We start from the raw sequence: 20,883 nt of genomic DNA, 5'->3' as shown, positions 1-20,883 counted from the left end.
GCTAAAGTAAGTCAAAATAACATGCTTTGCAAAAAATATATGCTCAACCACTATATTCTGAACAATGGGCATATTGTCAGCTGTATCAGGAATAGTTTTTAGGTCTATGTATAGTCGACCGGATATAACTTTCTTTGGTCTGTTGTGATTACGCTCGTTGTTTTACTGACTAAGTAGCCGTGTGAGGTATGTTGTAGAATCAATGTTCATTAATTCTACATTATGGTAATAAAAGTCTATGATCTCTTCGTATGATTTTCCCATGCGTGCCATTTGCATAGCTCCCTCTTGCGAGAGACCAACGCCGTGCCCATATCCCCGTCCTTTTACGATGAGTTTATCGTTTTCCGGGTAAATGGAAAAGAATGTAGACCTGAGTTTAAACTTATTTCGCACGTGTTTTAAGGGTACAAGTTGCCCTGCTACTGTCATGTTTCGTACACGAACTGATTGGTTAAAACTGAAAATTATATCTGGATCATATTTTTCAGGTAGTTGAATGCCAATGTGTTCCATGAAATCTACCCAGTCAGATAGCGGAATAGTATCGGTCCAGTGTGAGTTATGCTGATCGGCCCAAAAGGGATCTTTTTTACCCCTGAGGTAAGGCATCGCAGCACTCCATACATCTTCAGAATTAATTGTAAAACCACCACTGTTTGAATGAAACGCGGCTGTAATGAGTTGCCTGTTTTCATCTGTAATGACTAATCCTTTTGTAGTTGATACTGCACTGTGAATGGTTTTATTTCGGGTTTGTATACCTTTATATACCTGGCAATGCACATCGTCACATAGGTTGAAATTTTCGTTTTCGTGTCTGTCAATATGATTCAGGGCATAAGTGCGACTAATGATGGCCTGCGATTTATAGTACTCATGTTTGGCTCTTGTACCGCTTTCTGCTTCTACAACCGAGGCCACATATTTTTCAAAAGCAACCTGGTTGATAATTGTAAGCTTATCTTCAGGATGAATGGCAATTTCTAGGTTACCCTCGTAACGCCGCTTTTTAAGGGCAGGGAAGGCCGGTTCCAGACTAAACATGCTGTTTTCGCGTTTGGGGCTGATGCCTATTTTCTGCGATAAACCCATATGCTTTTCAATGCCCCATACACTAATTTGATCTCCAACCAGGGTGATGTAAATGACGTCGTTTCCTCTGATTTTTTCTTTAAATCCATTATCGTTTTCCAGGTAATAAGCACCTTTTAAAGGTTTAAATACCAGTGTCTTTACATCAAATTTATGGTAAAGCCCTATTCGTATGTCCTGGCTCTGTAAATTTTGAAAAATAGTTAAAATAAGTACGAAAAATATAAGTTTTCTGATCATTTCAGATCTTCTTTTAAGCGTTTAACCATTGACTCTGCAGCTCTTGCTGATGCGCCGGTATTCCCCATTTTTGTATATAATTCCTGGTATTGATTTAATAAATTGGCTCGCTTCTCACCATTGGGTAATATGGCCTTTAACTCTTTTTTGAGCTTCGAAAATGTAAAATCTTTTTGAAGCAACTCTTTAATAATCTCTTTTTGCATGATGAGGTTTACCAGTGTAGCCCATTTTACTTTGATCACTAATCTACCCACTGCATGAGCAAGAATGCCACCTCCAACCTTGTAAACTGCAACCTGCGGAGTCCCGATCAGGGCTGTTTCCAGGGCTGCCGTTCCTGATGCCACAATGCATGCATCGGCATGTTTCACCATTTGATAAGTGTCGTTGTGTATGAGGTTGTTGTTTTTGTCATCATCCATGAATTGCTCATAGTAATCTTCGCTGATGCCCGGAGCTGCTGAAATTAAAAATTGATATTCAGGGAAGTGTGGCTTTAAACGCAGCATCATTGGAAGTAATCCTTTGATCTCCTGCCTTCTGCTTCCGGGTAACAAACCAATGATTGGTTTGTGGGGTAAATCGTGTCTTTTCAGAAAATCGTCCAGTAACTCACCACGGTTAAGTTGCGCATCAATGGCATCTAGTAATGGATTGCCCACATATTCAATCGGGTAATTGTACGATTTGTAGAAATCGACTTCAAAAGGCAGAATGCTGTATAACCGGTCCACATATTTTTTAATGGCTTTAATGCGATAAGTTTTCCATGCCCAGATTTTTGGAGCGATATAGTAAAAAGTTCTGTATCCGTTTTTCTTGGCGTATTTGGCTATGCGTAAGTTAAATCCGGGGTAGTCAATGAATATTACAACATCGGGGTTATAATCAGTAATATCTTGTTTACAAAGTTTTAAATTCTTACGGATTTTCCCAAGACTTTTGATCACACTCATATAGCCCATTACGGCGGTTTCTTTGTAATGCTTCACCAGGTCGGCGCCATTTTCCTGCATTTTATCGCCACCCCAGGCCCTTACCTGAGCTTCCGGATCATTTGCACGAATACCTTTTATAAGATTTGCTCCGTGTAAGTCTCCAGATGCTTCGCCTGCTATTATGTAGTATTTCATCTGTTTAAAATTTTTAGTTTTTAGAAAATGAAGAAACTAAAAATTCCTTCACATTCAGGAACTCACATGAATTTATTTTAATCATAATCGTGTGTGTATTTTTTGATTTAAAAAATTCATGTTCGTTTCATATTCTGCCGGTTTGGGGTTGTTTTTATCCGAGTCTTAAATATGCCACCATTATTGTAATCAGCATCACAGCTGTAAGTACGCCTTTAGCAGAGCGATTGCGCTTTGTCCATATAAAAATAAAAAACAGTAATAGATTTGGCAATGCACTTAAACTAACGACTGATGAAAACATTTCTGTTAGCTGCAGAGCTGTTAAAAACCTGGTTAATGATCCGAATTCGGCCTGATTGATTAAATAAAAACCGAAAAAAGATAATATGGTAAGCACTACAGCACTACCAAGGCCAAGCCAAATATTATCGTATTTTTTAGTTTTCCTGATCATGATCGAAATTTAGTTTAGTAACGTGTTCAAGGGCATGATAGGCTGTAAAATCTGCTTTTATGGGCACCACAGCTACGTAATTATTGGCCAAAGCCCACTCATCAGTATCTTTGGCTTCAGGCTCAAAATTATTGAATGAGCCGGTGAGCCAGTAATAATCTTTATTGTGGGGGTCTGTACGTTTTTCAAAGTTCTCCTTCCATGTACCATGCGTTTGCCTGCACACTCTCAGACCTTTAATTTCATCAGATTTTGCTTTTGGTACGTTCACGTTTAGGGTGGTGTATGCTGGTAAATCATGCTCAAGTACATACCTGAAAACACGGTCGGCATAATAGGCGGCAGCTTCAAAGTCGGCTTCTGCAGAATGGTCGAGTAATGAGAACCCAATTGAAGTAACACCATTTAAACACGCCTCAACTGCTGCACCCATTGTCCCCGAATATATGACAGAAATGGAGGCATTCGATCCGTGGTTAATGCCACTTACCATGATATCGGGTTTACGGGGAACAACCTGATTTAAACCCAGTTTAACGCAATCGACAGGTGTGCCATTGCATTTGTAGAGCGTTACTCCTTCTCCTTCGCGTACTTTTTTAAGTCTCAATGGCTCTTTTATTGTAATAGCATGCGACATGCCAGATCGCGCACTCTCCGGGGCTACTGCAATTACTTCACCATATTTCGAAACAACTTCGATTAATGTTTGCATGCCTCTGGCATAGTAGCCATCATCGTTTGAGACAAAAATTAAGGGTTTATTCTGATCTTTCAAGGCTAACTTTTTTGGTTTAAATGGCAAATATAAATAAAGTTTCGGGTTTGCAGTAGCATATACTAGGCGTTCTTTTTATGTTGCTTTGTTTTATGCTAAACCAAACTTTATACATTTGTGTTTAATGCTAAAACCAACTTATAATGGCAAAACTGAGCAAGAAAAACAAAAATGCTGTTTTAATTATTCTGGCAATCCTTATCATGGCCGGAGGAATGGCCATTCGCGTATTACCAATAGCTGCACTGGGTGCAGTTTTTTTATTGGGCATCTTAATTAATGACCTAATTTCAAAGATGTAGACTGATTTTTTCGGTTGTAGGCTCTGCGCCCCTTTAAATTGGTAATTACCTGTGACAAATTGATTTGAAATAACAGTTAATACACATATCGCTATCTTCGGTTTGTTTGAACGATATGGTATTATCGAAAAGTTCCGTTAAAATATTGCTTAACTGGGCTTTAAAGTCATTTTTTAAATCGGCGTACGTCTCTTTTTTGCGGCCTGAAAAAATAATTGGATGAATTGGCCTGTTTTCCTGAATATAGAGTAGAGAAGGAATAAGCTCTTTGTTTTGTGCAAATGTATAGTTTTCTATTATGGTAGTATAGAGGTAGGCCTGGAAAGCTGCTTCAGGCCTTTTAGGTAAGTCATGCGCAAAAAGATCCTCAAATCGCGGTTTTTGTGTTGGAACTTTACCGGTTTTATAATCAATTACAAATATTTGGTCTCCTGAAGCCTGTAAGCGATCAATTTTACCGGCAATTGTTATTGTTTGGTCCTGGTTTATCTGGTGCTTTATCTCATATTCCTCTTCAAGACCATATAAACTAAATCCTTCGTTTTTAATATCGTTTTCAATCACCCTTTTTATATACTTGAGGGCAACCTGTTCAATAAGCGAAATCATACCATTTGAATTTTTTTGCAATTCAATGTTGCCAAACTGCAGCCCCATGATATGGTTAATATGTTTGAGAATTGTCTCATCATTGAGCAATGGTAATAGCATGTCTTTCGATATGGGCTTTTTTGTCCCTGAAAGGGGCTTGTAGAGCAATTCCATTGTATCGTGAAAAATTTGTCCAAAGATTCGCTGGTCAATACCAGAATCTAATTGCTCCGGTTCTTTAATTTTTGCGATATACTGCAGGTAAAACTTTAGCGGACAATTAAGATAAGTATTGAGCTGAATCGGGTATATTTTTCGCTTTCCGTTCAGGTATTGATTTAATAATGGCTGAACGCTTTGATCTTTTTCTATTACAATTGGGTTTTCATTAATTGGTGTAACGACGTGCTGGTATTTGTTTTCTGTAATTGTATTCGGAAATTCGAATGCTATTTGCTGCAAAAATCTTGATTTCTCACCATAGTCATTATCAGCTTCGTTTGAATTGTATATTAGTGTAAGGTTTTGAGCTCTTTGGATGGCTCTGTAAAAGTAATATGCGAAAATAGCATCCTGGTTTTCAAAGGTGAGCAGTCCATAGGCTTTGCGTAAATTGTAAGGAATGAAGCTGGGCGCAACCGATGAGGAGGGCAGGAAACCTTCATTTACCGCATTAATAATCAGGTTTTCGAAATCAAGTGTTCTGGCTTCAATAAGCCCCATGATTTGAATTCCTTTTAAAGGTTCGCCTTCAAGTGTGAGATTGATGCTGCTTAGAATTCTGTCAATAAGCCGTACCATGAGCTTTTCGGGCAGGTCTAATTTGTAGTTTTCAATTTGCTGGGTGAGCTGATTGAGGGCGCTATATATTTTTATTGCTGCCCCTGTATTAAAATAGTCCTTTTCGTTTTTTTCTTCATCATTGTATTCCACAATGGCCTTTAAAATACTTTTTAAATACTCAATGAGGTTAATGTCTCTATCGGGGAAGACAATTGACCCGATTGGATCGGCCTGTAGCGTGGCTACTTCGCAAAACATACGTTTCTCATTAACTAAAGTGTCCCGGATTTCTTTTAAATATGGTGTATTGATGATATCCTGTTGCAGAATTTCAATTACCCAGGCGCTTTTGTAGAGCGTATTCCCTTTATTTTCTATTTTTTGTTGTTTAACCTGCATCAGGATTTTTACCAGGCCTAGCAAACTGGTATTTTGCAATGGCAACCCCATGGTTACATTAATTTTCCCTGTGTCTTCAGGAAGCGTCTGTAGTAATGGAGTTAAAAGGCTTTCATTACCCAGTATTATGCCGTTTTTCAGCGGATCTTCATCCTGGCTTTTGGCTTTAGAGGTTATTATTTCGGCAGTTTTCTGAGCCATTTCAAGTTCTCCGGGAACACCAATACACTCAATTTTCTGTTTATTCCTGAGATTATCGAATTTATGCTTCTTGCCAAGAGCTGACGGATACAGGCTTAGGTTTTGTCGCATGAAATATCCTGCCTCGTGATGTTTTTTGTCTAAATACCACTGGTCATAGTCCCAGTAAAATAACCCACCTGTCTCTTTAGCAGCATTAAATATTTGTTTTTCGGCGCCACTTAGGGCATTAAATCCTATAAATACTGGTGTCTTCTCATCAAAGTTTATTTGGTTTTTATCAGCCTTTATAGCAGTTTCTCTGTAAAGCATGCCCTCATAACCCACCGCGGCACTGGAAAGCTCTTTTTTGTATGCTTCATATATTTTATATAAATGCTTCCAGAACTCAAGAAATTGTCCCCGCACTTTTTCCTGGTTTTTAGCTCCTGTACCCCTATATATGTTTTGCCAAAATTGTTTGATTAGTTCAACCTGGTCGCCTTCTAAATCATCAAATAGTTGTTCAATCTCTTTAAGGTCATGTACATATTTAAATAAATGGCCTGCATCAACAAGATATTTGTCAATATCATCGAAGTCGGCTAAAAGCATTTCTCCAAAGTACCAAAAGCTATCTATTGTTTCTTCTTTGGTAATAATGTTGCTATAGGTTTGATACAATAATGATATTGCAGGAATAGTTTCTATGAGTTTTAACTTACTCTCATTTTCAACAAATTCATTTATTGTAAATATTGAAGGTGCAAACCGGGGCTTTTCTATCAGTTGTGATAAGATATGCTTTAGAAATGTTCTTGATCTTTTCCCTGGCACAATGATTAGCAATTCATGTAGCGAATGATTTTTACGTTCTAGCAGGTCTTCTGCAACAAGCTCAAGAAATTTTTTCATGTTTATATAATTAAACAGTAAATGTAATTAGAAGAAAAAATTTAACAAATTTTATACTTCTTAATAATTATTCGTATTTTTTTGTAAATTGTATATCAGTGAATTATATCGCAGATTCTATTTCAAATAGTTATAATAAAAAGGGCCTATTGTAACGGGAAAGCAATATAGGTAGGCACTTTGCACAATTTTGTTTAACGTAAAAAAATATTTTAAGATAAATACATCTTTAAATTTTAATCTAAGAAACATATAAAAAATATTTAAAGAATTGAATAATAATAAAATAAGGTATTCTAATTTAGAATTATTCTAAATATTAAGACTTTTTTAACATAATTATATTTGGTTTTTGTTCAATTATGGTTTATATTTGTTAAACAAATTAATCATAAAAACTCGACACCTATGACTGCAATTGAATTCAACAATCAATTAACCAACTTAAGAGACAATCTACACAGATTTGCCTACAGGTTAACCACAAATGCCGAGGAAGCAGAAGATCTACTGCAAGAAACTATGCTTAAAGCTTTAAGTAATAAGGATAAGTTTCAGGATAAAACAAATCTTAAATCCTGGACTTTTACCATTATGAAAAATACTTTTATAAATAATTACCGTAGGGCAACACGCTCACAAACAATTCTGGATACAACTAAAGAGCTGCATTTTCTCAATGTACCTCAAGATTCAGGATTTATTTCTCCCGATGCCAGTTTTTCTGTACAGGAAATTCGTAAGGCCATAAATAACCTGGAGATAGAATATCGTAAACCATTTACGATGCATACTGAAGGTTTCAAATATAAGGAAATTGCCGAGGAGCTCGGATTGCCTATCGGGTCAGTGAAAAGTAGAATTTTTATTGCCCGTAAAAAATTAATGAGTATGTTGCAGGACTACAGCCGATAAAAAAATTTTTCTATTTTATGGAAAGCTGTCTCATATGGGGCAGCTTTTCTTTTTGTCTTCGGAAACAAACATTGGAAACGCTCATTTGTTACTAGAAAAAAGTTAAATTTCATACTACATATGGATAAGCTCTCATTTCTGGGTAATGCAGATTTAAATGCAATTGAAGAATTATACCAGCAATATACTGAAGACCCCAATGCTGTAGAATCAACCTGGCGGCATTTTTTTGAAGGTTTTGATTTTTCACGCAAGCAATACGGCGAAACTGAAATAACCAATAAAGAATTTAATGTCATAAACCTTATACATGCCTATCGGCAAAGGGGACATTTGTTTACAAAAACTAATCCCGTAAGGCAAAGACGACAGTATCGTCCGACTTTAGACCTGGAGAACTTTGGTTTGGAGCAATCCGACCTTACCACTGTTTTCCAATCCGGTACTTTAATTGGTATTGGCCCTTCGAAACTCGAAGATATTATAGCGCATCTAAACGAAACTTATCGCGATAATGTTGGAGTTGAGTATAAATACATAAGGCATCCGGAGGTTGTAGACTGGCTTGAGAAAAGAATGGAAAGTACCAGGAACCAGCCTAAATTCAGTTCTGATAGGAAAAAGCATATTTATAAGCATCTGGTACAGGCCGTGGGTTTTGAAAAATACCTACATAAAAAGTTTATTGGTCAAAAGAGTTTTTCGCTGGAAGGAGCAGAGGCGCTTATTCCCGCATTGGATTCAATTATTGAAAATGGTGCCGAAAAAGGTATAAAGGAGTTTATAATTGGAATGTCGCACCGTGGCCGCCTGAATGTGCTCTCCAATATTCTGAAAAAACCATATTCCAATATTTTTCGGGAGTTTTTAGGTAAATCATACGAAAAAGGGATAAGCCTTGGCGATGTTAAATATCATCTTGGTTATGGAAATACAGTAACGACCGATCAGGGAAAAGATGTAAGGCTGAATCTGGCACCAAACCCATCGCATCTTGAAGCTGTTGGTGGTGTAGTAGAGGGTATTGCACGATCTAAAATAGACCAAAAATATAATGGAAATTATAATGAGGTGGCTCCAATTCTGATTCATGGTGATGCCGCCATTGCTGCACAGGGTGTGGTTTACGAAATTATTCAGATGTCGCAGCTGGCTGGTTATAAAACCGGGGGAACCATTCATCTCGTAATAAATAATCAGGTAGGCTTTACTACCAATTACCTTGATGGGCGTTCAAGCACTTACTCAACCGATGTGGCTAAGGTTACAAGAAGCCCTGTATTTCATGTGAATGGAGATGATGTTGAGGCGTTGGTTAATACCATTAATCTGGCAATGGAATTCCGCCAGAAATGGCATGCCGACATTTTTATCGATATTCTTTCGTATCGGAAATACGGGCACAATGAGGGCGATGAACCAAGGTTTACACAGCCTAAACTATACAACATCATAGCAAAACATCCCGATATCAGACAAATATACGAGCAACAATTGGTTGAAGAGAAGATAGCTGCCAAGAATGAGTTGACACAGATTAAAAACGATTTCAATAAAAAGCTTGACAATGCATTTGAGGAAGCAAGGAAGAAAGAATCATTGGACATTAAACTTTTTTTGGAAGAAGACTGGAAAGGATATCCTTACCCGGATGAGAAGTCCATTAAAAATCAAATAGATACATCATTTGATAAAAAACAATTCCTTCAGCTGGGTGAAAAACTCACCAGTTTGCCACAGAAGCTTAAATTTTTTAAGAAAGCCATTAAAATTGTCAACGACCGCAAGGAGATGATCAAAAACGACAGGTTGGATTGGGCAATGGGCGAGTTGATGGCTTATGCTACACTTCTTAAAGAGAATTATAGAGTGCGCATTAGCGGGCAGGATAGTGTACGGGGAACTTTTGCGCACAGACATGCTGTTTTTATGGATGTCAATGGCGAAAAGCATTACACACCGCATCGTAAAATGACTTCTAATCCTGAAGATTTTCAGATTTACAATAGTTTGCTTTCTGAATACGGGGTTATGGGCTTTGAATATGGATACGCTTTGGCTTCGCCGGATACACTTACCATTTGGGAAGCTCAATTTGGCGATTTCTCCAATGCTGCCCAGGTCATTATTGACCAATTTATCAGTTCAGGTGAGGAGAAGTGGGGGCTCAAAAATGGGTTAACGCTATTGTTGCCTCATGGTTACGAAGGGCAGGGGCCCGAACACTCCAGCGCACGTTTGGAGCGCTTTTTAAGTATGGCCGCATCGAATAATATGCAAATTGTGAATCCTACAACCCCGGCAAACTATTTCCACCTGTTAAGAAGACAAATGCACCGAAAATTCCGTTTGCCACTTGTGGTATTCACTCCAAAAAGCCTACTGCGACATTCAGAGTGTGTGTCATCTGTTGACGAAATGACAAACGGGAGTTTCCAGGAGGTAATTGATGATGACCATAACGATCCCCAAAAGGTATCGCGTGTAGTATTTTGTAGTGGAAAAATTTACTACGATTTACTTGCTCGCAAAAAAGAGCTGGATGTGGACGATATCGCACTGGTACGAATTGAGCAGCTGCACCCTTTCCCGGAAGAGGAGGTTCAAAAAATAATCGAAAAGTACCCAAATACCCTGTTATGGCTATGGGTGCAGGAGGAGCCTGAGAATATGGGGGCCTGGAAGTATGTGCGCGATCAAATAGCCGATATCCCGCTTCAGGTAGTAGCCCGACTCAGAAGTGGTAGTCCGGCCACAGGTCTTGCCGCAATACATAAAACAGAACAGGAAGAGATTATCAATAAAGTTTTTAAACCCTGCACTTGTGAGTTGAATAATAAATATTGCGGATTGCAATGTGTGACAGGTAAAGCACGAGAAGAAATTAAAAAACAGCGTGACTATATTCTTGAATTACGAAAACACAACGTATTATGATTATTGATATAAAGATCCCAACACCAGGAGAATCTATAACTGAAGTCGAAATAGCTTCATGGCTTGTTGAAGATGGTGCCATTGTCGAAAAAGATCAGGAAATTGCCGAAATTGAGTCGGATAAAGCCACATTAATGCTAACCGCTGAAGAAGGCGGCGAGATTGCCATAAAAGCGCCTGAGGGTGAAAGTATTAAAGTTGGAAGTGTGGCATGTACTATCGATACCAGTAAAGCTGATCAGGCCACTGATAGTAAGGCTGATGCTTCTACTGGTGACAAAACCGATGTGCAGGATGATCAATCTGAATCGGAGAAGGAGAAAAATAAGGAAAAAAAATCTGATGATAAAACTCCGGCACCTTCAAAAGACAAGGTGAAAACTGTTGATGAAGAACACAGTCAAGTAAAAACAACACCTGTTGCCGATAAAATTATGCAGGCACATGAAGTATCGGTTGATGACGTATTGAAGGGACTTGCGCGTTTAGATAAAAAAACAACCGAACGAGGTATTGAAGGACTCAAATCTCCAGATACAAAAGAATCTCAACCCGCCGGTGAGCGTTCAACAGAACGGAAAAAAATGTCATCGCTTCGCAAAAAAATTAGTGAGCGACTGGTAAAAGTTAAGAATGAAACAGCCATGCTGACCACATTCAATGAAGTTGACATGTCGGCTGTAATGGATATGCGAAAAAAATACCAGAAAAAATTCACTGAGAAACATGGCATCAAGTTAGGATTTATGTCATTTTTCACAAAGGCAGCTGCCGTAGCGATGAAATCATTTCCTGAGGTAAATGCCATGATCGATGATAATGAGCTTGTATATTTCAATTATGCCGATATTGGTATTGCTGTGCAAACACCCAAAGGTTTAATGGTCCCAGTAATACGCGATACAGGCGATAAGTCACTGGCACAACTTGAATCGGATATTGCAGAAACGGCCACAAAGGCAAGAAATGGCAAAATAAGCATTGAAGAGCTCCAGGGTGGAACTTTTTCTATAACCAACGGAGGCATTTTTGGGTCGATGTTGTCTACACCTATCATTAATCCGCCACAGGCAGGTATATTGGGCATGCACAATATTCAGGAAAGACCTGTTGCCATAAACGGACAGGTGGTAGTGCGACCCATGATGTACATTGCATTGTCATACGATCATCGAATCATCGATGGAAAAAGCTCTGTAGGCTTTCTGAAAATGATAAAAGACCTGATTGAAAATCCTGTTATGTTGCTTAGTGGTGGCGATGCCAATGAGCAGTTATTAGAGCTGTAAAAGTTAGCTCAGGGGATGGCGAAAAATAAAGGTGCTGCCTTGACCGGGGGCCGACTGAAGAGATATATCACCGCTTAGATTTTTGGCAATTTCCCGGGCAATGGTTAAGCCCAGTCCGGTTCCGCCAAAACGCCGTTTCATGGCTTGCTCAACCTGCCTGAAAGGCTCGAAAATAATGTCGTAGTATTCTTTCGGGATGCCAATTCCTGTATCTTTTACAATAATTGTAATGCTGGTTTTTTCCAGTTTGGCAGAAACAGATACCAAGCCTTCGGGTGTGAATTTCAGGGCATTGTGTACTAGCTTTTTTACTACTTGTTTGTACCTGATCGGATCAGTTTTAATTTTGGGTATATCGCCTTCATATTGCAAATTGAACTCAAGACCTTTGTCGCGTGCTTCAGCAATGTAAAAATCATATATGCTGTCAATAATTTCTTTCAGATCAGTTGTTTTCTTACTGAACTTTGATTCCCCGCTTTCAATCTTAGATAAATCAATAATATCCATTACAACCGATTCAAGTTGCATGGTGCTGTCTGAGACGATTTGTAAATAGCTGTTGCGTTTTTCATTACTAAGGCTTGAATTCATAGCCAATTGGGCAAAACCTACAATTCCGTTCATAGGTGTGCGTATTTCATGACTTATATTGGCCAGAAAAGCACCCTTTAGTTTTTCACTTTCTTCGGCCTTATCTTTTGCCATTTCGAGCTCAGTTGCATGCTCCTGGAGTTTTTTATTGATGTTTTTCAACTGACTGTTGGCTGATTTAATCTCCATTTCAGCTTTAAGCTTCTCGGTGATATCTCTTATTATTGCAAAAGAACCATTAAAGTTTTTTTCAGTATCATAGATTGGCGAGGCATTGATTTCCAGATTCTTTTTACTGTTTTTTCTTGTTATTACTTCAATGTAATAGGTGCTCGAGTTGCCCATTCTTCGCTGTTCTTCTTCGTGCGATATTATTTCTTGTGAAGTTGGCGTGGCGACATCTTTCAACGTTTTCGAACCAACCTGATGAGGTTGTACCTCGAAGATTTGCTCAGCAGCGGGATTCATGAATGTTATTTCACTGTTTTTATTGGTTATGGCCAAACCATCATTCATATTCTCTACCAGGTACCTGTATTTGGCTTCGCTTTTTTTAAGCTTCTGTTCTGCAATTTTTTTATCTGTAATGTCGCGTATTATGCCGATATTACTCTCTAGCGTTGGATTATAGTCGGACTGTATTTCATAGAATTTATCATAAACCTGAATAGCTCTTGGTCTGATGCGGTTGCCTTTTAACACATGAAATAACTCAGAGAGTAATTCTTTAGCCAGTGGCCTGGGTAATTTATTGTTTATTAGTTCTAGTGCACTTTTATTTATCAGCGATTCTTCATTGGTATTAAGCAGTTCATTAAATTTTTGATTGGCATCTAAAACCCTGCCTTCTTTATTAATATAAATAATGCCCACACCGGCAGTTTCAAATACATCCCGGTACCTGGTTTCACTCTCTTTTAACTTTTGTTTTGTTTCAATCTGGGTCGTAATATCCTCAGCAACTTTTATAAAGCCTTCGAGGTCTCCTTCTTCGCTGATGTGCGGTGTAATTATAGCTCTTTCCCAATATAAATCTCCATTCTTTTTTTTATTGAGCATTTTTCCCTGCCATGCCCTGCCAGATTTTATAGTAGTCCACAATTTATCGTAAAATGCATTATTATGCGTTCCCGATTGCAAAATATTCGGGTTTTGTCCCTTTACTTCAGCCAATTTGTATCCTGTTATTTTGCTAAATGCTTTGTTTACAAATTGTATTTCTCCTTCCGGATTTGTGAATATTATGGCAACAGGAGCTTTTTCAAGTATTACAGAGTGGAGAAAAGAACGGGCTTCAGCTTTTTTCTGGGCGGTTATATCAGAAATATAAAGGACTTTATAATTCTCATTACCTTCTTTAAGATTTTTTTCTTTTATTTTCAGGTATTTTTTACGCTCATTAGCAGCTTTGAGCTGTAAAACTAGGCTGTCACCTTCATTTTTTTGCTTAAAATTTAATGTTTTTCCTGTTTGCTTTCCCTCAGGATTGAGTGCTTTATAATACCAGCCAATATTTTGATTTTTGAACTCTTCGGTATTAATGCTTGCAAAACCCAGTGCAGCCTGGTTAATTTCAATTATTTTATCATTTTCATCAAGTATGATTATACCTTCTTCGCTATGCCTTAATACATTGCTTAAATCAATAGTCAGGGCAGATTTTTCTTCAATGGTTCCTGCCATGCCAATTCCATGAATCAGTTTTGCCTCACCATTAGGCCTGCCATTGAATTGAACTTTTTGTATTTTGTTTTGCTGAACCTTTAGTGATAAATTAATATTAAGGTCCTTTCTTAGGCCTTCTTTAATAGCAATTATTTGGTCCGAAAGTTCTTTTGCCGAACGAGGTAGTAAATAATTGCTGAAATCTGATATAGGTACTTCTGATGCCAAGTCTATCCCGGTTTGGATACCGAAATTTTTTTCCAGCCATATTGTGTTTTTATGCAAATCTATTTCCCATTCAAAGGCATTTGCCAACTTCTTAAACTCTTCTATATTGTTTGTTTTTCCTGGCATGCTTAAGATTTATACGCAATAGAGAATTAAATGAGACAATTTTTTAATGAAAATATTTGTTGAAACATGCAGGTCTTTATTATTTATTATGGACTATTTTTTCTATATACCCTGATGCTAACTTGACAATTATATTTCATGCAAATTAGACCATTTTTTTAAGCTGATAAATACGTAATAATACCCAAATTAAACTATTTGTTATTATTTAAACAATAAACGCTATTTACTATCTATAGCCATATACAGAAATATAATTTTGATATATTAAAAAAAAGTATTATACTCACGCTAAATTTAAAACCATATTAATTTATGTTAGACATTGTAAAAATTACAAAAGAGGAAGAATTTAAAAAGACGAGTAGAGAAGAGTTTTTAGATTTTATGTTTACTCACCTGGATCGATTTGGAGATCCTAAGGAAGACATAAACAAATCAATAGATTATGCATTTTCTGATGCCAAATCAGAAGGCGGCTTTTTATTAGCGGCATTTTATGAAGATAAACTTGTTGGCGGCCTCATTATGAACGAAACAGGCATGTCAGGATATATTCCGGAAAATATTCTTGTATATGTTGCAGTAGATGCCAAATACAGAGGAAAAGGCTTTGGTGGTGAGATTGTTAAAGAATCTTTCAAACAGGCCAAAGGAGACGTGAAACTGCATGTTGAATATGATAATCCGGCGAAAAGACTTTACGAGCGACTTGGTTTTAAAAACAAGTACGCTGAAATGCGGTACGATAACAAATAATTCTGTCCGGAAATAAAAATTAAAAGGCTGTTGTTGCATAACTTTTGCAATAACAGCCTTTCATTATAAATAGCAAAAACACAAAATTATAAATATGGCACATCTGAATATTAAGATAAGCGAAATAAAGAAAAATATACGAACCATTACCCGGTATCTGGATCAGTACGATGTGAAGTGGAGCCTGGTAACGAAGGTTTTTTCAGGCGATCGTGAGTTTTTGAGAAGACTACTGACTCCGGAAATTGTGAAAAACCTGCATTCTGTTGGTGATTCACGTCTTACCAGTCTTAAAAATCTTAAGGCGGTTTACCCCGAGATTCAAACCATTTATATTAAACCTCCGGCCAGAGTATATGCCGACGAAGTTGTAAAATATGCCGACATCTCGCTTAATTCATCATACAATACCATTGTAGCTCTAAATGAGGCCGCAAAAAAACAAAAGAAAACCCACAAAATTATTTTAATGGTTGAAATGGGCGAGTTGCGCGAAGGTATTGACCGTGACAACCTTGTGAACTTTTATAAACGGGTTTTTGAAATGTCTAACATTGAGGTTATCGGGCTGGGCTCAAACCTTGGTTGTATGTATGGTGTTGAGCCTACCTACGATAAACTACTGCAATTGTCACTCTACAAAAGATTAATCGAATGTAAATTCAATAAAAAGATGGATTTTGTTTCCGGTGGTAGTTCAATCACATTGCCTTTACTTGAAAAGGGAAATGTACCACCCGAAATAAACCACTTCAGAATAGGTGAAGCTGCTTTTTTTGGTACAAGTCCTTATGATAATAATCAGTTCCTTGAACTATCTACAGATACATTTAACTTTTATGCCAACCTTATCGAGCTGGAAGAAAAAGGCATTGTGCCCGATGGCATAATTAATGAAGCTAATATTGGCCACACTGCAGGTTTTAAAGAAGTTGACCTGGATAAGACTACCTACAAGGGAATTGTCGACTTTGGTATGCTTGATGTCGACTATCATGACCTAACACCAAAAGATCCTGAAATTAAATTTGTGGGAACGACCTCTGACATGACTGTTTATGATTTGGGTGAGAATATTGACGACAAAGGCAATAAGAAATATTCTATTAACGATGCCATTTGCTTTAAACCTTCGTATATGGCTGCAGCAAGGTTGCTCCATTCTAAATTTATCGACCTGTCATTTGAAGATGAATAGAATATAGAGGTTCGTAGTTTAGTCGTTTGACGTTAGAGATTATTTGGCAACAAAAGTTGTCGAAAGAGCGTTATTTTACTACTAATCATAACCGTAGCGCAATGAAAAAATTAAAAACTATTCTCCTCATATTGCTTACAGCAACATTTGTACAGGGGCAAAATTATGAACAAATAGACAATTATGTTCGTGCCCTTGAGTTTAAAAGTAACGTTGATTTAGCTGAAATGGCTGAAGAAATTACAGCCAAAAGTAACACCGATGAAGAAAGACTGCGGGCTATATTTGTATGGATCGCACATAATATAGAGTATGATGTAAAGTCATTTAAATCAGGTAAAATACCTAATTCAACAGCAATAGGTGTTGTGCAAAAAGGCAGGGCAGTATGTGAGGGTTACAGTAATTTGTTTCAGGAACTGGCATCAAATGTTGGTATAAAATCACTCATTGTTTCGGGATTCAGTAAAGGATATGGATACCAGAACCGCAAAAAACTGGAGACTTCCGATCATGCATGGAATATTGTATTATTAAACAATGACTGGTATTTGATAGATGCTACCTGGGGGGCCGGCCACCTGAACATGAGGGGTCGATATGTACCTGCAATGCAGGAAAAATATTTTATGGCTGATCCGGCATTTTTTGTCACAGAGCACTTGCCCGAAGATCCCGCAATGCAGCTATTGCCATGCCCCATTAAACCCAAAGAGTTTCTGCAAGATTCAAGCAAAGTGTTGAAAATTGCACGGAGCAAAGAAAAATGCTACAGCTATAGGGACACGCTTGCTGCGTATATTCAGCTTGACACTGTGCAACAAAAAGTGGCTTCGGCAGAAAGAATGTATCGCTATTTTAATGACAATGTTTATAAACCTGCAATACTTCTAAACCAGGCTGCCTATGCATATTCAAAGCCGCTCAACGATGGTTCCGTTGAGCTGGATAAGAAACTTGAGCTGGCCCAAAAAAGCCTTAAGTACTATAAAAGGGCAGAGGAGATATTGAGCGGAGCTGCCAGACCTCATGAGCGGGACTTGAAGAGAATGGTGAAACAAAATATTGCCAATGTGGAGAAGTTTATCGACTTTTATAAAAAATAGATTTTAATTGCTTATGCGTTATATAATAGTTCTTTCGCTGATTTTTTTATCGCTGGTTGCAAAACCCGAAGGACTGGCTTTAATTGAAGATGATCAAAACCGGCTTTTTATTTTTGATAAAGGCAACTTTAACCAGGTGGAGCATAATAAGGTGTTGCAAAAGCATATTGGGAGTGACTTTGTGGCCTATATTGATTACATGAATGACCTGAAAGTTTACTATAACGGTAAACTTACCGAAGTAGCCGAAAGCATAAATTCTTTTGTTGCTTCTGAAGACCTTATTGCATGGAAAATTTCAAACTACCTCTATGTTTGGCAAGACGGCATCACAAAGCAAATTTCGCGCGATGTGCGAATGATGAAAACCAAAGGCGAAATACTGTTTTTTGAAGATGATTTTGATAATGCCCTGAAAATTTATTACAAACACAAAGTTTACCTTTTTGCCCAAAACCACTATTCACTGCAAACAAAAGCACTTGATATAGGCAGAGAGAGTTTGGCAGTGCTCGACGGAGACGATCAACTATTCGTTTTTTCGAAAGGTGACATGCATGTGCAGAAATTCACACAGCAACGCATACTATTTAGTGCAGGAGGAGACGGGATATTGGTGAAAAATTTCGATACCGGAGCCCTGGAATTTATCTCGGGCGAAGATATTCAAACACTTGAATATTTTCCGCCAACATGGTTTAAAACCCGTTACAACTGGCAGGTTTGGATAGACCAATCCGGTAATTTTAACTACTGGGATGGCACCGGAAAAGAGTTGCTTACATACCAAAAACCCAGACTAATAGAGTACAGTCCGGAGGCCTTACTTTACGAAAATGGTAATCAGCTTTATGCAATGCACAACGGTACTGAGACTTATGTATGTGACTATATTCCTGAAGTTTATCAATTTTACAATAATTATTTTGTTTTTTATAACCGCCAAAGACAGGTAGAGCTTGTGGAGAATGGCAATTCAAAAGTAATCAGTACCATGCCCGAGGTTAGCTTCGACTTATATTTTGATGTTATTGTTTTAAGAGAGGGAAGGAAAAGGCGTGTTTATTACAATGGTAAAATATATACATTGTAAAATTAGTTTTTCGCATCATAAATAACAAAAAAAACAGGGGTTTCAATATTTCGAAACCCCTGTTTTTTGTGGTGTAATCAATTTTTAGTCTTGCTGTTTTTCCAACATCTCTTTTATTGCTTTTACCTGTTTTTCCAGTTCATCAATTCTTGCTTTTTGTTTTTCGATGATGCGTCTTTGCTCATTTAGATTTTGTTTCTTGTTCATGTAGGGTTCAATAAAGCTGCTTCCCGGTAGTACTCTAATACCTGTTGTATCAGGTAATTCGGGTGGTTGACCACTGATCACGTTAAAACCGCCAAGGGCCAAAAATTCATAAGGACTGGTATGCGTCATTTGTATACCCTGGGAAGATAAGTTTAGGTATTGGGTACCCTGACCCTCTTTTCCGGTACTTAGCTCCTCCACAGCAAAGCCACTGCGGTTTGGAAAATCCGGTCCGGAGTTCGGAACATAAAATCTGGTACTGTCAGGGGTTAGCCTGAAAAGATCATAAGAGCCTCTTTTACCCCCTGTAAGGCCACCCACTGCAAAGCCACCTTTTTGAGCTTTGCCTGTTTGTTCCTGAACATATATTCTGGTGCTGTCGGGCGAAACTGTAAACAAATTGTAAGGAATATTTTTACCTCCCGTGAGTCCACCTACGGCAAAACCACCTTTCTGGGCTTTACCTATATCTTCTTCTTCTTTTACATATATGCGCACACTGTCGGGTGCAACCTTAAAATAATTGGTTACTGTTTTATCTTTTCCTCCTGTAAGGCCACCCACAGCGAAACCTCCTTTAGCACTTTTTGAGGATTCGTCAATATGTATCTCTACACCATCTTCGTATACAGAGAATATGGGCATCCCCTGGCTATTTCTCACTTCAAAAATAGGGTCGGTTTCTCCATATGAAGCATCACCCTGTATGAGCAGTTTTGGTATCCCGGGTTCAGCCCCTATGGCCAGTTTATTTTCCATCAGTGTCAAAGCACCAGTAGAAACCCAGTTGTTACCATTAAATGTTAAAATTTGTCCCTGTACGCCTTCGGGCATAGCGCTGTTAGCAGCATGCAATGCATAAGGCACTGCTAAAATTGGTGATACCCCGAGTGCAGTGTAGTTTGCTCCTCCATCAAGCGATACTGAGGTTGAAAGCATGTATTCGCCGCTACCCCAGTTAATAGAATTAAAATCTCCAGATACGGGAACACCGGCACCTACATGTATCGAAAATTGACCAAAATCATTGGTGGTAATATCATGCGTTTCAGTGTAAACAGGCATCTCGGTCATGTCTAAAACAGACAACTCGAGCATGGCTGATGAATTGGTCATGAGTGTCCCATCCTGGTCTCTCATTACGCCCTGGTAATTGAATGTGTTTGGCTGTGCATAAGTGCTCAGAGTAATCACAGCCAAAATAATAGCCATTAAATTTTTCATATTTGTTAATTTTATTGTTTTATGACTTTAGTTTGACTTAATATATTATTGTTATCGGTTATAAAAAGGTAATAAATTCCGGGTTCGAGTTCTTGCATGTTTAGGGTTGTTTTGCCCCTTACCTGATATAATTTTTGCATTTGCCCGAGGTTATTGTATAGCTTGATTTGATAATCTGAAAAATTGTTGTTTGTAAATTCTATGTTTAAAAAGTTGCTGAAGGGGTTGGGATAAATGTGCAACTGATCAGACAAACTGTGGCCTGCAATGGCGTTTCCGTTATCTATTGCACCTGATTGAAATCCCTGCTCCAGGTACAATCCAGACAGTGCATCGTAATAGCTGCCGGTAACTGTTTCACCAAGGGTATATGATAACTTTACCCCCAGGTTCTGGTTTTCAAAATTTTCCCCTGAAGTACTGATTACATCTTTAGAAATAGACTGGGAGCTTAAGTTGATATGGCAAAGAAATATCAATGTGGTGATTAAAAGCGTTTTCATATGTTTAGAATTTTGATTTTAGTGGTCATATGGAGCTCGCCATGATGTATCAAATTTCCGTCACACAAGGTTTTCAGTTTTTATTATAATCATACGGGTGTGTGTCAAAATTTTTGTCATGGCTCGGTTCATATGTTTATAATTTTGATTTTAATGGTCATTA

At 37.9% G+C, this 20,883-nt stretch carries 16 protein-coding genes; 8 read left to right on the top strand and 8 right to left on the bottom strand.

The genetic code is table 11. The annotated features are described in order from the left end of the window. Positions 1-162: 162 nt before the first annotated feature. The 4 genes from VJ937_RS03690 to surE form a co-directional block, all read right to left on the bottom strand. Positions 163-1,335 (bottom strand): SpoIID/LytB domain-containing protein, encoded by a 1,173-nt coding sequence (locus tag VJ937_RS03690; RefSeq protein WP_324065544.1) that lies wholly within the window; start codon positions 1,333-1,335, stop codon positions 163-165. Further along, positions 1,332-2,471: a lipid-A-disaccharide synthase gene (gene lpxB, locus VJ937_RS03685; protein ID WP_324065543.1), complete on the bottom strand. Its 1,140-nt coding sequence runs from the start codon at positions 2,469-2,471 to the stop codon at positions 1,332-1,334. The genes VJ937_RS03690 and lpxB overlap by 4 nt, the downstream gene beginning before the upstream one ends. Positions 2,472-2,625: 154 nt before the next feature. Beyond that, on the bottom strand, positions 2,626-2,928 hold the full coding sequence (locus tag VJ937_RS03680; RefSeq protein ID WP_324065542.1) for a hypothetical protein: 303 nt from the start codon (positions 2,926-2,928) through the stop codon (positions 2,626-2,628). Further along, complete coding sequence (gene surE / locus VJ937_RS03675) at positions 2,912-3,706, bottom strand: 5'/3'-nucleotidase SurE (protein WP_324065541.1); 795 nt, start codon at positions 3,704-3,706, stop codon at positions 2,912-2,914. The genes VJ937_RS03680 and surE overlap by 17 nt, the downstream gene beginning before the upstream one ends. Positions 3,707-3,849: 143 nt before the next feature. Between surE and VJ937_RS03670 the strand changes: the two genes are divergently transcribed. Next, a complete protein-coding gene (locus VJ937_RS03670) occupies positions 3,850-4,008 on the top strand; it encodes a hypothetical protein (RefSeq protein ID WP_324065540.1) in 159 nt (52 codons plus the stop codon). A gap of 45 nt (positions 4,009-4,053) precedes the next feature. Here the strand turns inward: VJ937_RS03670 and VJ937_RS03665 are convergent, their stop codons facing one another. Next, the gene (locus tag VJ937_RS03665) at positions 4,054-6,876 is read right to left on the bottom strand and encodes a PD-(D/E)XK nuclease family protein (RefSeq protein ID WP_324065539.1); all 2,823 of its coding nucleotides are present in this window, start codon (positions 6,874-6,876) and stop codon (positions 4,054-4,056) included. 408 nt (positions 6,877-7,284) lie between these two features. Here VJ937_RS03665 and VJ937_RS03660 point away from each other — a divergent pair, with 408 nt between their 5' ends. The 3 genes from VJ937_RS03660 to odhB all read left to right on the top strand — a co-directional run bounded on the left by VJ937_RS03660 (position 7,285) and on the right by odhB (position 12,017). Beyond that, a complete protein-coding gene (locus VJ937_RS03660; protein WP_324065538.1) occupies positions 7,285-7,791 on the top strand; it encodes an RNA polymerase sigma factor in 507 nt (168 codons plus the stop codon). Between the two features lie 120 nt (positions 7,792-7,911). After that, positions 7,912-10,728 (top strand): 2-oxoglutarate dehydrogenase E1 component, encoded by a 2,817-nt coding sequence (locus VJ937_RS03655; RefSeq protein WP_324065537.1) that lies wholly within the window; start codon positions 7,912-7,914, stop codon positions 10,726-10,728. After that, on the top strand, positions 10,725-12,017 hold the full coding sequence (gene odhB / locus VJ937_RS03650) for a 2-oxoglutarate dehydrogenase complex dihydrolipoyllysine-residue succinyltransferase (RefSeq protein ID WP_324065536.1): 1,293 nt from the start codon (positions 10,725-10,727) through the stop codon (positions 12,015-12,017). The genes VJ937_RS03655 and odhB overlap by 4 nt, the downstream gene beginning before the upstream one ends. A gap of 3 nt (positions 12,018-12,020) precedes the next feature. Here odhB and VJ937_RS03645 read toward each other — a convergent pair whose 3' ends face one another. Then, complete coding sequence (locus VJ937_RS03645) at positions 12,021-14,630, bottom strand: PAS domain S-box protein (RefSeq protein ID WP_324065535.1); 2,610 nt, start codon at positions 14,628-14,630, stop codon at positions 12,021-12,023. A 315-nt stretch (positions 14,631-14,945) separates the two neighbouring features. Between VJ937_RS03645 and VJ937_RS03640 the strand changes: the two genes are divergently transcribed. The 4 genes from VJ937_RS03640 (at position 14,946) to VJ937_RS03625 (ending at position 18,786) form a co-directional block, all read left to right on the top strand. Continuing rightward, complete coding sequence (locus tag VJ937_RS03640) at positions 14,946-15,389, top strand: GNAT family N-acetyltransferase (protein ID WP_324065534.1); 444 nt, start codon at positions 14,946-14,948, stop codon at positions 15,387-15,389. A gap of 94 nt (positions 15,390-15,483) precedes the next feature. Next, entirely contained in the window at positions 15,484-16,587 is a 1,104-nt protein-coding gene (locus tag VJ937_RS03635) for an alanine racemase (protein ID WP_324065533.1), read from the top strand. 101 nt (positions 16,588-16,688) lie between these two features. Next, positions 16,689-17,693 carry a transglutaminase domain-containing protein gene (locus VJ937_RS03630; protein WP_324065532.1) on the top strand — a complete coding sequence of 335 codons (1,005 nt, stop codon included), beginning with the start codon at positions 16,689-16,691 and terminating at the stop codon, positions 17,691-17,693. Between the two features lie 13 nt (positions 17,694-17,706). Continuing rightward, on the top strand, positions 17,707-18,786 hold the full coding sequence (locus VJ937_RS03625) for a hypothetical protein (RefSeq protein WP_324065531.1): 1,080 nt from the start codon (positions 17,707-17,709) through the stop codon (positions 18,784-18,786). Positions 18,787-18,870: 84 nt separating this feature from the next. Here the strand turns inward: VJ937_RS03625 and VJ937_RS03620 are convergent, their stop codons facing one another. Then, positions 18,871-20,217 carry a bZIP transcription factor gene (locus tag VJ937_RS03620; RefSeq protein ID WP_324065530.1) on the bottom strand — a complete coding sequence of 449 codons (1,347 nt, stop codon included), beginning with the start codon at positions 20,215-20,217 and terminating at the stop codon, positions 18,871-18,873. Positions 20,218-20,228: 11 nt separating this feature from the next. Then, entirely contained in the window at positions 20,229-20,720 is a 492-nt protein-coding gene (locus VJ937_RS03615) for a T9SS type A sorting domain-containing protein (protein ID WP_324065529.1), read from the bottom strand. Between the last annotated feature and the right edge of the window lie 163 nt (positions 20,721-20,883).

Source organism: Salinivirga sp., from assembly GCF_035268865.1.
Taxonomy (GTDB): Bacteria; Bacteroidota; Bacteroidia; order Bacteroidales; family Salinivirgaceae; genus Salinivirga.
This window is presented reverse-complemented; position numbering and strand designations above follow the sequence as displayed.

Excerpts from the sequence above, each read along its gene's own strand:
- VJ937_RS03690 (WP_324065544.1), bottom strand. The coding sequence starts at position 1,335 with ATGATCAGAAAACTTATATTTTTCGTACTTATTTTAACTATTTTTCAA.
- VJ937_RS03630 (WP_324065532.1), top strand. The coding sequence starts at position 16,689 with ATGAAAAAATTAAAAACTATTCTCCTCATATTGCTTACAGCAACATTT.
- VJ937_RS03665 (WP_324065539.1), bottom strand. The coding sequence starts at position 6,876 with ATGAAAAAATTTCTTGAGCTTGTTGCAGAAGACCTGCTAGAACGTAAA.
- VJ937_RS03660 (WP_324065538.1), top strand. The coding sequence starts at position 7,285 with ATGACTGCAATTGAATTCAACAATCAATTAACCAACTTAAGAGACAAT.
- VJ937_RS03670 (WP_324065540.1), top strand. The coding sequence starts at position 3,850 with ATGGCAAAACTGAGCAAGAAAAACAAAAATGCTGTTTTAATTATTCTG.
- VJ937_RS03625 (WP_324065531.1), top strand. The coding sequence starts at position 17,707 with ATGCGTTATATAATAGTTCTTTCGCTGATTTTTTTATCGCTGGTTGCA.
- VJ937_RS03615 (WP_324065529.1), bottom strand. The coding sequence starts at position 20,720 with ATGAAAACGCTTTTAATCACCACATTGATATTTCTTTGCCATATCAAC.
- VJ937_RS03635 (WP_324065533.1), top strand. The coding sequence starts at position 15,484 with ATGGCACATCTGAATATTAAGATAAGCGAAATAAAGAAAAATATACGA.
- odhB (WP_324065536.1), top strand. The coding sequence starts at position 10,725 with ATGATTATTGATATAAAGATCCCAACACCAGGAGAATCTATAACTGAA.
- VJ937_RS03640 (WP_324065534.1), top strand. The coding sequence starts at position 14,946 with ATGTTAGACATTGTAAAAATTACAAAAGAGGAAGAATTTAAAAAGACG.
- VJ937_RS03680 (WP_324065542.1), bottom strand. The coding sequence starts at position 2,928 with ATGATCAGGAAAACTAAAAAATACGATAATATTTGGCTTGGCCTTGGT.
- VJ937_RS03645 (WP_324065535.1), bottom strand. The coding sequence starts at position 14,630 with ATGCCAGGAAAAACAAACAATATAGAAGAGTTTAAGAAGTTGGCAAAT.
- VJ937_RS03655 (WP_324065537.1), top strand. The coding sequence starts at position 7,912 with ATGGATAAGCTCTCATTTCTGGGTAATGCAGATTTAAATGCAATTGAA.
- VJ937_RS03620 (WP_324065530.1), bottom strand. The coding sequence starts at position 20,217 with ATGAAAAATTTAATGGCTATTATTTTGGCTGTGATTACTCTGAGCACT.
- lpxB (WP_324065543.1), bottom strand. The coding sequence starts at position 2,471 with ATGAAATACTACATAATAGCAGGCGAAGCATCTGGAGACTTACACGGA.